12 protein-coding genes are annotated in these 14,552 nt (G+C 46.0%); all 12 read right to left on the reverse strand.

Annotated features, from left to right (window positions below):
- Positions 1-102: 102 nt before the first annotated feature.
- Positions 103-999, reverse strand: coding sequence for a DUF1385 domain-containing protein (locus K6T91_00385; GenBank protein MCL6471257.1), 897 nt, complete (start codon positions 997-999; stop codon positions 103-105).
- Positions 1,000-1,059: 60 nt separating this feature from the next.
- Positions 1,060-1,317 (reverse strand): 50S ribosomal protein L31, encoded by a 258-nt coding sequence (rpmE, locus tag K6T91_00390; GenBank protein MCL6471258.1) that lies wholly within the window; start codon positions 1,315-1,317, stop codon positions 1,060-1,062.
- Positions 1,318-1,492: 175 nt separating this feature from the next.
- Positions 1,493-2,929 (reverse strand): transcription termination factor Rho, encoded by a 1,437-nt coding sequence (gene rho, locus K6T91_00395; GenBank protein MCL6471259.1) that lies wholly within the window; start codon positions 2,927-2,929, stop codon positions 1,493-1,495.
- A gap of 60 nt (positions 2,930-2,989) precedes the next feature.
- Positions 2,990-3,652, reverse strand: coding sequence for a fructose-6-phosphate aldolase (gene fsa / locus K6T91_00400; protein ID MCL6471260.1), 663 nt, complete (start codon positions 3,650-3,652; stop codon positions 2,990-2,992).
- A gap of 173 nt (positions 3,653-3,825) precedes the next feature.
- Positions 3,826-4,788 (reverse strand): zeta toxin family protein, encoded by a 963-nt coding sequence (locus K6T91_00405; protein MCL6471261.1) that lies wholly within the window; start codon positions 4,786-4,788, stop codon positions 3,826-3,828.
- On the reverse strand, positions 4,775-6,139 hold the full coding sequence (locus tag K6T91_00410; protein MCL6471262.1) for a 2,3-diphosphoglycerate synthetase: 1,365 nt from the start codon (positions 6,137-6,139) through the stop codon (positions 4,775-4,777). The genes K6T91_00405 and K6T91_00410 overlap by 14 nt, the downstream gene beginning before the upstream one ends.
- The gene (locus tag K6T91_00415) at positions 6,136-6,945 is read right to left on the reverse strand and encodes a metallophosphoesterase (protein MCL6471263.1); all 810 of its coding nucleotides are present in this window, start codon (positions 6,943-6,945) and stop codon (positions 6,136-6,138) included. Before K6T91_00415 ends, K6T91_00410 begins: the two co-directional genes overlap by 4 nt.
- 229 nt (positions 6,946-7,174) lie before the next feature.
- The gene (locus K6T91_00420) at positions 7,175-9,406 is read right to left on the reverse strand and encodes an amylo-alpha-1,6-glucosidase (GenBank protein MCL6471264.1); all 2,232 of its coding nucleotides are present in this window, start codon (positions 9,404-9,406) and stop codon (positions 7,175-7,177) included.
- A 92-nt stretch (positions 9,407-9,498) separates the two neighbouring features.
- Positions 9,499-10,395 (reverse strand): homoserine kinase, encoded by an 897-nt coding sequence (gene thrB, locus K6T91_00425; protein ID MCL6471265.1) that lies wholly within the window; start codon positions 10,393-10,395, stop codon positions 9,499-9,501.
- A 215-nt stretch (positions 10,396-10,610) separates the two neighbouring features.
- On the reverse strand, positions 10,611-11,663 hold the full coding sequence (gene thrC, locus K6T91_00430) for a threonine synthase (GenBank protein ID MCL6471266.1): 1,053 nt from the start codon (positions 11,661-11,663) through the stop codon (positions 10,611-10,613).
- Positions 11,664-11,668: 5 nt separating this feature from the next.
- Positions 11,669-12,949, reverse strand: coding sequence for a homoserine dehydrogenase (locus tag K6T91_00435; GenBank protein ID MCL6471267.1), 1,281 nt, complete (start codon positions 12,947-12,949; stop codon positions 11,669-11,671).
- Positions 12,950-13,088: 139 nt separating this feature from the next.
- The gene (lysA, locus tag K6T91_00440; protein MCL6471268.1) at positions 13,089-14,393 is read right to left on the reverse strand and encodes a diaminopimelate decarboxylase; all 1,305 of its coding nucleotides are present in this window, start codon (positions 14,391-14,393) and stop codon (positions 13,089-13,091) included.
- Positions 14,394-14,552 lie beyond the last annotated feature (159 nt).

The raw sequence follows: 14,552 nt of genomic DNA on the forward strand, positions 1-14,552 counted from the left end.
AGGCCAGTACAGCAAGCCTTTTTCTTAAGTTATAAGCTTTCAGCAGTCAGGTACTTAGCTTTAATAATACTAATAGCTGATAGCTGAAAGATAACTGCTAATTTATGGGGATTCTAAGCTAACAAGCGTGGAGTGGGTTTCAATTTGCGCTTCTTTTTGTCTTGCGTAGCCCTCTGCTCCTTCGACTTCTAAAACCCGTTTAAGCGCGGAGATCGCCACTTCTAGTTGCGACTCATCCGGCTCTTTGGTAGTAAGCCTCTGGAGTGCAAGGCCAGGTGCCATAATTATTCGCATGATAAGTGCGTTGCTATGCCGAGCCGCAAGCCGGGTTATCTCATATGAAATACCTGCAACTACCGGAAGCAAGATTATCTTGCCAACAACCCTTAACAAAATACTGCCTGTTGGCAGAAAAGAAAATGTAAATATGGCTACGACCATAACTATCAGCATAAAAGCCGTACCACATCTGATATGAAGCGTACTGTACTTCGCTGCATTTGCAGGCGTAAGCTCTTCTCCGGCTTCGTAGGCATGAATGGTTTTATGCTCTGCGCCATGATACTGAAAAACCCGCTGGATATCTTTTAACCGCGACACAACTGCGATATAGCCAACGAAAAGCATTATTCTGAACGAGCCTTCAATAAATGTAAACAGGATACGGCTTCCCTTCAATGGATCAATTGCCTTTGTAAATAAAATGGGCAGGACCATAAATAGCCCTACCACCATAACCAGTGCTATGCCTAGGGTGGCCATCATCTCTTTAGGCGTTATTTTCTCTTCCGTTGACTCGCCAAGCGAGAGATTTGCAGAAAGAGCGATGGTTTTGATTCCTAGAACCAGCGTCTCAATTAAAACAAAGATGCCCCTAAAGAAGGGTTTCTTAAGAATAGGCCAGCGATCGCTGATGGAATTGAACTTCTCGTCGATTACGACGATATTCCCTTCCGGCTCCCTGACTGCAAGGCTCCAATTCCTTGGACCTTTCATCATAACGCCTTCTATAACAGCCTGACCGCCGTAAAATGGTTTGGCCACGCCAGCCTATCCTCCCTATTGTACTACTTCTACTTCTTCTTTGGCCTCCGACCCTTCAGAACCAGTCCCTGTTACCTCAAGACCGTATTTCTTCTGGAAACGTTGTACCCTACCGCCGCTATCGACTAACTTCTGCTTACCGGTGTAGAACGGGTGACATTTCGAGCATAGCTCTACCCTAAGTTCCGGTTTTGTTGAGCGAGTAACAAAAGTCTCGCCGCAGGAGCACGTAACTCTCGCCTCAACATAGTTAGGATGAATACCGCTTTTCAAGCCTTACACCTCCAAAAAAATAGTTCACAGCATCGTGATGTACTTTTGCCGTGAACTGTTGACCTCGGCTAAACTGCATTAAAATGTTAGCATAACGAGCCGGGATTGACAAATTTTTTAGCTATCAGCTATCAGTTCTTTTATAGGACTGATAGCTGAATGCTGATAGCTTCTTTTAGTAATTGTCGCTGGTACGCGACTTTGATATCTGCATTAGAAATTCCTGGTTTGATTTGGTTTCCTTCATCTTATCAATCAGAAGTTCTATAGCAGCTCCCGGGTCGAGCGCATGCAGAACCCTTCTTAGTTTCCAGATTAGCTGCGCCTCATCCGGCGGCAGAATAAGCTCTTCTTTTCTTGTACCGGATTTTTCGATATCAATTGCTGGGAATATCCTCTTATCGGCAAGCTTCCTATCAAGGTGGAGCTCCATATTTCCAGTACCTTTAAATTCTTCAAAGATAACTTCGTCCATTCGACTGCCGGTATCGATAAGAGCCGTGGCTAGGATGGTTAAGCTACCGCCGCCTTCTATATTTCTTGCCGCACCGAAGAACCTTTTTGGTGGAAAGAGAGCTGTTGAGTCAACACCGCCCGAAAGAATTCTCCCGCTTGCTGGGGTGGTCAGGTTATATGCTCTGGCAAGCCTGGTGATAGAATCAAGCATGATTACGACATCCCGTCCATGTTCGACCAATCTCTTTGCCCTCTCCAACACGAGTTCAGCCACTGCAACATGATTGTCTGCAGGCTGGTCAAAGGTTGAGCTTACAACCTCACCTTTAATGGACCGCTCCATATCGGTAACCTCTTCCGGTCGCTCATCAACAAGTAGCGCCATCATATGCACTTCGGGATTATTAGTGGTTATTGCATTTGCAATTTGCTTTAGTATCGTAGTCTTTCCAGCTTTAGGGGGAGATACAATAAGTCCTCTCTGCCCTTTGCCAATTGGCGCTGTAATATCGATGATTCTCGTTGTAATTTCATACGGTGTAGTCTCAAGCCTGAACCGCTGATTTGGATAAATAGGAGTAAGTGACTCAAATTGTGCGCGGGACCTTGCAGCTTCTGGGTCAGAGCCGTTTACAGCCTCAATCCTAAGTAATGCGTTATACTTCTCGGTGTCTTTGGGGGGCCTTACCTGACCCTCGACTTCATCGCCACGCCTTAGATTAAACCGTCTTATCTGCGATAGTGAAACATATATATCGCCCTCACTTGGAAGATACCCCTGGGTTCTCAAAAAACCGTAACCGTCACTTAGGATATCGAGAATACCCTTCTTAACCAAAAGCTTTTCTTCGCGCGCTTGCTCTTCCCTTACTTCAACCCTTGGCTCGTATTTTTCTTCAGGTTTCGATGGGGTAATTGTCTTTTCCCAAGATGTGGTCGAGGGCTCACGCGCCGCTGTTCCTGTGGTAGTTGCCGTTTCGGCTGCCTTAGCTGTCGCACCGGTGGAGTTCAAATCCCCGTCACTTTTCGACTGCACGGAGAGAATCGCATCTATGAGTTCCTGCTTTCTTAACGTAGAAACACCGCCAATGCCCAACTCCGCAGCGATAGGCCTCAGTTCTGCTAAAGTTTTTGATTCTAGTTGTGCTTTATTCACTCTTTCACCTTCTTTGCCAGAAAAATAATTTTCATGTACTGTTTGGGTATTGGGCGGTTCCTACTTTATCGGTGATACGCACTCCTGAAGCTTTTTCCAATCAGCATTAAACTTTTCTATTCCTATATCGGTAAGTGGATGCTTAATCATTTGCTTCAACACGTTATATGGCACTGTTGCTATATCCGCGCCCACTTGCGCTGATTGGATCACATGGAGAGGATGCCTAATACTGGCTGATATGATTTCCGTCTTAATATCATAAATATCGTAGATTGACACTATTTTGTCAAGTTCTGCAATGCCGTCATGACCAATATCGTCCAGTCTCCCGACAAAAGGGCTCACATAGGCCGCCCCGACCTGTGCTGCTAACAGGGCTTGGTTTGCTGAAAATACAAGGGTCATGTTTACCTTAATTCCCTCTTTACTTAGAACGCTGGTTGCTGCGAGGCCTTCCTCCATAAGAGGGATTTTAACTACTACATTTGGGGCAATCGATGCCAGCTCCCTCGCTTCCTGAATTATACCGTCTCTTTTTGTACTGATCGCTTCTGCGCTTACCGGACCATCGATGATCGCGGCAATTTCTGCAATCGATGATTCAAAATCCTTCCCTTCTTTGCTGCACAGGGATGGATTGGTAGTAACACCACATATAATACCCAGGGAGTTCATCTCCCTTATATGATCGATATTTGCAGTGTCAATAAAGAGTTTCATTGTGTTATGCCTCCTGTGAAGTAGCTTGTTGATAAGTTGCTTAGCGCCGCTACACTGCCATCAACGATGGTAAATAAAGTAGATTTACGCGAGTGTTTTGCCGGTTTTTTCTGTTATCGGCAACCCATAACAGCACTTTAGCATTAATCGATTTGCCAGCTAATAAGCCAGAATCAATCAAGGTCATCAAGGTCTCTGGCAGATAAAACCCCGGTATCCTCATGATCCGGTGGGCCTAGAACTTGATTTAGTATCTCCTCCAAGACCAGGATAACTGTTGTATCCAGGTTATGGCTTGATATTACAGGCACATCATAATTGCGGGCAAGCTCATTTATATACTCTCCTATTTTCCTTATCGACTCAAAGTTCTCTTTATACCGTTCATATGGCCGGCCACCCTCAGTTTGCAGCTCCCTGATGTAAAAATGGCTTCTATGGAGGTCTTCGTCGTCTACAGTAATTACCATTGGGATTACAAAGGCTTTCTCGCAAACCGTGCTGTTTATAAAACCTGGGACTACATGTATGCCCTCTATAACAATATTTAAACCCTCTTTAATCGCCCTGTCGACAACTGCCCTGATGCCGACAGAGACTACTTTCACCTGTTCGGCAAATCCAGCTATAAGAGGATCCTTCTCTATTGTCTGATTCACAGCCTTCCATGCTGTAAATGAGGACTCATGCAGGTACGGTACAAGGTCTTTAGACAACATCGCACGCATGACTTCTCGCAGCGAATCGGTTGCAACAATATGTGTAATTCCAAGACGATGGGCTACTGCACTTGCAATCGTTGATTTTCCAACACCAGTTGTTCCGCCTATTAGTACTATAATGGGCCTATCAACGCTAAGAAGCGCCTGCCATCTTTTATACTTATCTGCATAATCCTTGCCTTCGTGAGACAATAGCACATTGTAAACCAGCTCTCTTAGCTCGTCAATCTTTATCGAGAAACGCCCGGATTCCATCAACTGCTGCTGGATAACTCTTGCTATCCTGTAGGATCGGCTTGGAGGAAGTCCGGTCGCCATGAGTGCAGAAGCCATCAGGCCTTTTGAATACGGCAGCCCATGTTCATCATCGCTTATGACTATTTGCTGCGGACGATTATCTTTATTGCCGTTCAATTCCTTCACACCCCGCAAATTTCGCCTGAGCCCTTTTCCCTATCCACTCGACAAGGTCGCTTAGTTCACCATCGCCACCGATGGTTACAGGCAGGTTATCCATATAGACAACTTCAAGACCCATATCTAAACCAATGCTTGTTACCACATCTACAGCCGCCGCTTTAAGTTCGGTAAGTAGCGTGGTAAATTTGCCCTTCGCACTCTCTATCTCACGCCTGAGAACCTTCCTGTTTGAAAGACTGGTGCTAACCCCCACAACTCTAGCTCCATAGCTTTTCTCCAGGTGGCCGACTATTTTGCCCTTCATAGAAGCCGGCGAGGTAGTTGCTAGAAAGACCTCCTTGCCTTCGATATTTTGTAGAGGCTTCGGCCTAAAGATGGTGTGAACAACTTTTATACCAGGATTAATTTCCCTGATTGCTTTGTCAACACGTTTTATTCTGCTCTTATCAGCCAGTGGGGGCTCGCACATCGAAAGCACAACAAGGTCAGATAATAATACCCTGTAGGTGCCAAAATATCCCGCGACATAATCAAGAGGCTGGTGCGCCCCTGCTACCAGTATATAGGCATCGGATGATACTGGCGGCAGAGCCGAACCAGATCCTTCTAAGACAACAAAATCTATGTCAAGCTCATTTGCCAGCCTAGCGCCGGCCGCGACATTTGACACAAACGGCTGCCCCGCAAGCCCACCGCCGCATCTCCTGCACCCTATAGCAGTGATACGGCTCGTCAAAGCATCTTCAAGATAGTCAGATGCCGCATGCTTTCCAGACCTTGCCAGATGTAATAGATATTGTGGAGTAAGCTCAATCTCCTTGCCTGCAATCATTTCGGGCGCTTGCGGCCCACCCCGTCCCATTGCTATAACGCCTGGATTAAAGCCTAGCTCGTCAAGGCGCCGGCAAATATAGCCAGCAACTGCGGTTTTACCTACCCTTTTCCCCGTCCCAATAACACTAAGTGACGGTTTCTCAAGGACATCCTGGAAGGCCGGCGGATAAAACCAAAAATCTGCGCCAACGTAAGGTATATCCTTAGTTAAAACATGACTTGCATAAAAAAATCTTTTGGCATACCCGATAACCGGTTCATCGCTAAGGTCAACAACCATTTTCGGCTTGAATTGCTCTATGGCATCCATTATTGCCTTTAATGGGTCATGATCTTTAACAACCGGGCATCCGAGATCATCGAACTCCCCTTTTTCGGATATTTTTTCAAGACCTCCGACAAATACCGCCCCAGCCACACTATAGTTATATTGCTTTTCTAGAACTTCAATCGCTGATTTAATTACCGGGGGATAATGTTCACCATCGATCAATACTATAACCCGGGTTATAGCAGGCCACCTCCAGTTGCTGTACCGGCCTCAACTTTTTCCCATTTGCAAGACTTACGCTCCTCGCACGAGAAATCTGCGATCAGTTCTCGGCTTCCAAAAGGATATTTCCTATATATCCTGACTCTATCGTTCTCTTCAATCTGAATGATATTGTAGCAGGGCTTCGTATTACCCCTGAGCCTTAATGTGCAGGCTGTACCTGCATTAACCACCACAAGATTTTCGATCCTCCACACGTAAGGGACGTGCTTATGTCCACAAATAACAAGATCAACACCGCATTGAATCAGTAGCTCCAATAAATCGCCTGCATCGTGAATCATGCTTCGCTCGCGCCCAGTACCGGGGACGGGCAATAGATGATGGTGAAGCGCAAATATTTTAAAGTAGTTGTTATCTTTAAAACCCGACTGAAGCCAATCGTAGCGTTCCCTACCAATTCTACCATTGTCTAAATCTGGCTCGCTTGAGTCGGCGCTTACAACCGTTATGCGATCAAACGTCATGATCCTATCCCTTTGGCCAAATAGCTCTTCAAAATGGAGGTATCCCACATTTCTTGAGTCATGGTTTCCCGGCACGTAGACATGTCTTTCACACTCAAGCATCGATAAATAGGTCTGGGCCATGGTATATTCCTGCTTGAAGCCCTCATTTGTTAAATCACCTGTACAGATTACGATATCCGGTTTTAGCTCATTTAGCTCCTCGATGGTTCTGCTCATCAAGTTAGGGATAAAGTATGGTGAGCCGGCATGAAGGTCGGATATATGAGCAATTGTTACCAGAGTATTACCTGCCATTTAATTCACCTTCGCTGAACTGGAAATATCAGGTTATAAAAGTTGTTTTTATAATTATCGGCTAGTTTGATGGAGTTCCTCTCTTGTTTCTAGCAATCTCTCTAAGAGCCAAAGAATTATTGCAATCGACACAGCCATCAATGTAGACAGCAATAGCCTTTTGACAATAGAAAGGAGCGATTTTCTGACGAGTGACACTTGGACCCACCCCTTATTTTAACTCATATAATTACCCGGTCAACTGGGACTCTATCTCTGTGACGACTTTAACTCTGCCGGTTTGAGTAAGTTCTGCCGCAGTTGTTGTAGACCCTTCGCGATTGAAGAGAATCGAAACTGTCTCACCGGCAATCCTTAAATTTTCGAGCTCGACCTGATTTAGCCATCTTGGCAGAACAGGATTGTTAATGCTTATGACACGCTCTCTAGCGTTTGGGGTAATACCAAGCATAGCCTGAAACATCAAAAATACGCTTCCGGCCGCCCATGCCTGTGGACTACAGGATACCGGGTAGCTTACTGGTTTGCTCGCCCCTCTGCGAGTAAACCCGCAAAAAAGCTCAGGAAGCCTATAATAGGTGTGGTGGATGGCCGCATCAAAGAGGGCACTTGCAAGTATGGTTGCCTCTTCATTAAACCCGTAAGACTTGATTCCACTTATGATTATTGCGTTGTCATGGGGCCAAACGGAACCGTTGTGATAACTCATAGGGTTATAGACCTTTGCAGCCTTGCTTACCGTTCTTATCCCCCACCCCGAAAACATATCCGGCTGCATGAGCCTTCTTACAACATGGGTTGCTTTATCCTCATCAATTATTCCGGTATACAGGCACTGGCCAACGTTTGATGTTACTGTGCCGACCTGTTTTTTATTGCCATCAAGCGCCAGAGCAAAATATCCCTCATCGGGCATCCAGAAAACCTCGTTAAATCTTTCCTTAAGTTCCATCGCCTGGCGCTCTAGCTCATCGGCACGCTCAATATTGCCGATGTCTCGATAGTATTTGGCTATGCCCATCTTCGCCCGGTACACATATCCCTGGACCTCACATAAAGCTATCGGCGGCTCAGCTATTTGCCCATCAGTATGGGAAACCGCGTTCCATGAATCCTTCCAACCCTGGTTTATGAGCCCCCTCTTGGAGTGGCGCCTATACTCCAGAAAAAGGTCTTTGTCAAAGTCTCCATAATCGTCAATCCAATGCAGGCAGGCCTCTATATTTGGCGTGATCTTTCGCATAAACTCAAAATCGTTCGTCCACAGGTAGTACTCTGCCGCTAAGATGAGATAAAGTGGTGTCGAGTCAATTGAGCCGTAATAAGGGGTGTGCGGGATCTCCTTTAGAATTGCAAGCTCGCCTTCCCTTATCTCGTGCAATATCTTGCCCGGTTCTTCATCCTTCCAATGGTTTACCTCTTTTCCCTGGAACTTACCAAGAAAATTCAGAGTCTGTTTTGCTGGTTCGGAGGTAAGTAAGAGAACCTGCAGCGCGGTAATTAAACTGTCTCTTCCAAAAGGAGCCACATACCACGGGATGCCGGCATGAATTATCCTCCCGTCTTTATGATCCGCCATAAGAGCACGAATATCGCTTATGCCCCTGTTCATGACGGCGTTAAATAACTCGTTATCTGTATATATCCTGGTAATTCCCCTCTCCCAGTGAGAGTAGGATAATCTCAGTTTTGTAACTGTTTCGTTGAAATCGGCCTTTTCCGATTTTGCGTGTCCGATAAGCGGCAGGATATGATAGTTAAAAACAAGTCTTCCGCTAGGCTCAATAGCTACCCTTTTTCTTATAGTTGTTTGATTTAGAGCGGTCTCGATTGAGTCTGGCTTAAATGGCAGGCCTATTTTGGTCTGCCGGAAGACTTTATCTTCACCGATATAGGCCAGTACAAGCTCATCACCAATGATTTTGGGATACAAAAGCTTGCCCCTATTTTGCCTCCTTAGCCCCCTCACCTCAAAAATATCAGCAAAATCCGCATTGAAGGAAAGAGCAAGCTCAAGCTCAACCGGATATTGGTTGTAGTTCTTAATCCTGATTCGCTCGTGAAAACCTTCTGATATCACTCTTAACCTTCTTATATTTAGTGTCTCCTGCGGGATTAGGAGCACATCGCCTTCTCTAACATCGGCATTGGTAAGTTCAATATGAGCCAGGTAATCGCGTTCTGCCGTTGAGGAGAGCAAAACTGGGATTCGTCCATTTACTGTAAACTCGAAGTTGCTCAAAAAGCGGGTATCCTTATAATACAGCCCCAACCCACTGGTGTTCTCAGCCGGAATATTTCCTTCGTTGTCTGTGAAGAGAAAGTAATCGCCCTCTTTTATTGCTAGGCGCTTTTCACGCAAGTCAACGATTATAAAGGGGATCCCTTCATTAAGTATACGGTTTGTTGCTTCTACTTCTACGTAGAATTCTTCGCCCTCTGGTGTGACGAACTTCTGCAACTAAACTCCCCCTAATGTAAACTATATGAAAGAAGCCAGGCGCCAGAAGAAACTTAATTACTGGGCTCTTTCTCTAACCCTTGCCTTTAACTCTAGCCGCTTATAATCTTAGTTCCTTCAAGGTCAAATTCTGCTAGATGGACCATATAGTTTTGGCCTCTATCCTTTAACAGCCGCTTTACATTATCATAAAAAGCCTGCTCGATAGATCTATCGATTATACATATCAGGCTTGGTCCCGCGCCACTTAGCGCGATGCCCGCGCCTTCAATACCGGCAATATCTTCGATTATATCCGTAAGCCCCGGCACCAGCGATGCTCTATAGGGCTGGTGAAGTCTATCTTCCATGGCATATTTAAGTATATCGGATTTTCCGGTAAGCAACGCCGACACCAGAAGGCTCGAGCGCGCGATATTAAACACCGCATCGGCTAGCGGGACCTCTTCCGGTAAAACCCTTCTTGCCTTTTTTGTCTCAAGGATACTATCCGGGATAAGAAGAACTGGCTTTAGTTTTTCGGAAGGCTTGTATGATACGGCCTTAAAACCGTTACCAATCCCGTAGCATATCGTAAAGCCGCCGAAGACGGCTGGCCCCACATTATCGGGATGCCCCTCTATCTGTGTTGCCAGGGAAAATATCTCTTCTTTCGATAGTTTTGATCCTGCAATCTCGTTAGCCGCGACAAGGCCGCCGACTATCGCAGTTGAGCTGCTGCCAAGGCCACGACCCAGCGGAACATTGTTTTCTATCTCAATGCGAAGACCACTATATCTGTATCCTACCTCATCAAAGAGCCGCTTTGCAGATATAAATATCAGATTTTTCTCACCAGTGGAGAGCCCGGTGTCTTGAGGCACTTTAATCTCTAGACCCCCATCTGTCTCTTCCACCCTAAACCTATTGTAGAGGTCGATACTTAAACCAAGAACATCAAATCCCGGTCCTATATTTGCCGATGTTGCCGGCACTATTACCTCAACCATCTTGCCCCCTTTAGCGGATCGAAAGTGCTAAATAAATATCGAAATGTAGTGCGGCACCTTAGCCATATATAAACGTATTGTAGGGCTTTAGCCCTATCTTGTAGCCCTTGAGGGCTGCGCCGCTTTTCAATTTTGTATTCTCAGCTTTTAATTTCATAGATTGATCGGTTTGGGTAGGCTAAGGTTTTAGGAGATTCTGGTTACCAATCCTGGGGCTACCGGCCAAAAACCACCCGCTCGACAGCTTCCAGAGTAGCCTCAACCTCGATAGGTTTTCCGCCCTCTCTAATAGCGGTATCGGGGTCTTTTAAACCATGGCCGGTCAGCACGCAAACAACTCTTGAACCTCTGGGCACACGCCCTGCGGCCACCATTTTGCGCAGGCCTGCAACCGATGCGGCCGATGCAGGCTCACAAAAAACGCCCTCTGTCGATGCGATAAGCCTGTAAGCCTCAAGGATTTCCTCATCTGTTACCATATCAATAAACCCGCCGGATTCTCTTGCGGCTGCCTCCGCTTCCTTCCACCTTGCCGGATTTCCAATTCTTATGGCGGTTGCTACTGTCTCAGGGTGTTCCACAGGATGCCCAAGAACTATTGGGGCAGCGCCCGCCGCCTGAAAACCAATCATCTTCGGCAGGTTATTGATCCTTCCGGCATCCGCATACTCTTTAAACCCCTTCCAATAGGCAGTTATATTGCCGGCATTTCCAACCGGGATAGCCAGGTAATCCGGTGCCTCCCCAAGAACATCGCAAACCTCAAAAGCCGCTGTCTTCTGCCCCTCAAGCCTGTATGGATTGACGGAGTTAACGAGGGTTATAGGGTATTCTTCTGATATCTGCCGTACAATTTTAAGCGCCACATCAAAATTGCCCCGCACTGCTACAACAACTGCTCCATGCATGAGAGCCTGAGACAATTTTCCTAGGGCAATTTTTCCCTCCGGTATTAAAACCACACACCTTATCCCAGCCCTTGCTGCATAAGCTGCTGCGGATGCACTTGTATTCCCGGTTGAGGCACATATTACCGCGCGCGAGCCCTCCTCCAATGCTTTGCTTATCGCAACAGTCATACCCCTATCCTTAAATGATCCTGTAGGATTTAAGCCCTCATATTTAAAGTAAAGTTCGCATCCCAGCTCGGGACCTATCTTAATTGATGGGATAAGCGGGGTATTGCCTTCCAGAACAGTGCATACCGGTGTATCTTCGTTAACGGGAAGAAAATCAAAGTATTGCCTAATCAGCCCTTGCCAATCCATTATTGCTACTCCATCCTTATCACGTTATGAATCATTGCAACTACATCTAATTGCTCTATCTTCTTTAAAGCCTTCTGCAAATTCTTCTCTTGCACTAAGTGAGTGCCAAAAACAAGCTCGGCATACTCTCCGCTTGAGTTCTTCTGTATCGCTGTTTCGATACTTACATCGCTGTCGCCAAGTGCCTTAGATATCTTGGCCAGCACGCCAGGCCTATCAAGTGCTTCAAGCCGCATGTAATAACGCGACTTGGTTTTTTCAATCGGCTTTATTTTCTTGCGCTCAAAGCAGCCGCAGGTCATACTGCCAATCTTGTTAAGATGCATGTTCTGGGCTATTTCAAATACATCGCCAACGACCGCGCTGGCGGCAGGAAGCCTTCCGGCACCCGGGCCGTAAAACATAACCTCACCAACCGCATCGCCTTCAACAAATATAGCATTCATTACGCCTGAAACCGAAGCCAGTGGATGTTTCTCCGGTATCATCGCCGGGTGAACTCTTACATCTATGCCTTCATCATCTTCTTTGGCCAGGGCTAGAAGCTTGATTGTATAGCCCATCTCCCGTGCGTAAACGATATCCTGGTAATCTATACTTGTGATGCCCTCGGTATAGACTTTATCTACCGTAACCCTACTGTTAAACGCAATTGACGCCAGAATAGCTATCTTAGCAGCTGCATCGTGTCCATCGACATCTGCGCTTGGATCAGCCTCTGCAAATCCTTGGGCTTGCGCTTCTTTTAAAGCCTGGTTAAACGACATACCTTCATTAGCCATTTTGGATAGAATATAGTTAGTTGTGCCGTTTATTATCCCCATAACACGGTATATCGTATTTCCGGCAAGACAGTGTTTAAGCGGCCTTATAATCGGTATTCCCCCACCGACGCTTGCCTCAAAGAAAAGATCAACGCCATTTAGTTCGGCAAGCTCAAGCAAGGCCCCACCACGGCTTGCCATAAGGGCCTTGTTTGCCGTAACTACATGCTTTTTATTTTCCAACGCAGCTTTAATAAACGTGTAGGCAGGCTCAATACCACCTATTACCTCAACAACGATATCGATATCAGGATTATTTATAACTTTGTAGGCATCATTGGTTATAAGTTTGGCTGGAACCTCGCCTTTCACCCTCTTTGGGTACTTCTCGGCCACCAGCACAACTTCTATGTTAACCCCTGCAAGCGTGGACAATTTTTGCGCCTTTGTAGTCAATATGTGATAGACTCCAGACCCAACCGTTCCGTAACCTATAATCCCTACACCGATTCGTTTTCTCACTTAACCTAAACCCTGCCCTTAATCTAAATTCTGAGGCTTTATATTAATATGAAGCCTTATTAGCTATCGAAAGCTTTAAGCCGCCAGCTTTTAAGCTTTCAGCACTAAAGAAACTGATGGCTGAAAGCTGGTAGCCTCTTTATTCTATATTAACGTCCAATTTTATAAGGTCCTCAAGTGTTTCCCGCCTGATTATCTCCCTGGCCACACCACCATTTACTAGAACTACCCCTGGTCTAGGCTGGCGGTTATAGTTATTTGCCATAACGTATCCGTAAGCTCCAGTTGCCGGAGTACACAAAATATCGCCTATCTCTGGATGAGGAAGCTCAACGTCCCTAATCAAGATATCGCCCGACTCACAGTGCTTGCCCGCAACAGTTACAACCGTATTTGGCTCATCACCTGCCCTGTTGGCAAGAAGGGCCTCATATACGGCACCATAGAGCATTGGGCGCATGTTATCCGACATGCCACCATCAACTGAGACATATGTACGGATGTTGGGAATTTCCTTTATTGCACCAACGGTATAGATGGTCACACCAGCATTGGCAACAATGGAGCGACCTGGCTCTACCATAATCTTAGGGATTGGAAGACCTAGATGGCCTGCCTCTTTAATAACGCCATCCACAATAACTTTTGCGTATTCTTCAACAGTGGATGGCTCATCGATAGCCTTATACTTAATTCCAAGTCCACCGCCAGTATTAAGCTCATCAATTATAAAGCCCGTCTCTTCCTTTATTTGTTTTACAAACACCATAATTATCTCGATTGCCTTAGCAAATGAGCCAAGCTCAAATATCTGCGAGCCAATATGTGCATGAATACCCCTAAGATCAACATTTCTTAGCTCAAGTGCCCTCTTTACCGCACTCAAGGCAAGACCATCTTGGAGGCCAAAGCCAAACTTACTATCTATCTGGCCTGTTTGTATGTAGCTGTGGGTTTGTGGTTTTATTCCGGGTGTTACTCTTAAAAGAATCGGCTGCACCCTGCCCTTATCACCAGCAATTCTATCAAGCAGCTCAAGCTCAGAAAATCCGTCTACGACAACCCGACCTATGTTGTTATCAAGAGCCAGCTCAAGCTCATATGGAGTCTTGTTGTTCCCATGGAGGAATATTTTTTCCATGGGAAAATCGGCCTTTAAGGCCGTGTAGAGCTCGCCAGCCGACATCACATCAAGAGCCAAACCCTCTTGCTTTACAATCTGGCACATGGCTATGCAAGTAAAAGCTTTACTGGCGTAAATTACTTCGAAATCTACGCCTTTTGTACCAAAAGCTTCTATATATGCACGGCACTGACCCCGCAGAGTTTCCTCGTCCATTATAAAAAGCGGGGTGCCATATTCTTTTGCAAGCTCAACGGTATCACAACCGCCGATTTCCAGATGTCCTTCGGAATTGATCTGGGCCGTAATCGGTAAAACCAATGAAACCTCCTGAGGATTCGGGTTAACCACGAGGAGTAGCTGACAAGCATAAGGCTGCTAATCCAGGTAAGTTTAACATATGAGAGACAGCAAAGTCAAAGCTCATGGCTGGTGAACGGGCAAGTTTGCTAATAGACTAGTGCAAGGTTACGGCAACAT

This window comes from Bacillota bacterium, assembly GCA_023511485.1.
Classification (GTDB): Bacteria; Actinomycetota; Aquicultoria; order Aquicultorales; family Aquicultoraceae; genus CADDYS01.

Coding starts and splice junctions, on each gene's coding strand:
- K6T91_00385 (MCL6471257.1), bottom strand. CDS start 999: ATGATGAAAGGTCCAAGGAATTGGAGCCTTGCAGTCAGGGAGCCGGAA.
- fsa (MCL6471260.1), bottom strand. CDS start 3,652: ATGAAACTCTTTATTGACACTGCAAATATCGATCATATAAGGGAGATG.
- K6T91_00415 (MCL6471263.1), bottom strand. CDS start 6,945: ATGGCAGGTAATACTCTGGTAACAATTGCTCATATATCCGACCTTCAT.
- thrB (MCL6471265.1), bottom strand. CDS start 10,395: ATGGTTGAGGTAATAGTGCCGGCAACATCGGCAAATATAGGACCGGGA.
- thrC (MCL6471266.1), bottom strand. CDS start 11,663: ATGGATTGGCAAGGGCTGATTAGGCAATACTTTGATTTTCTTCCCGTT.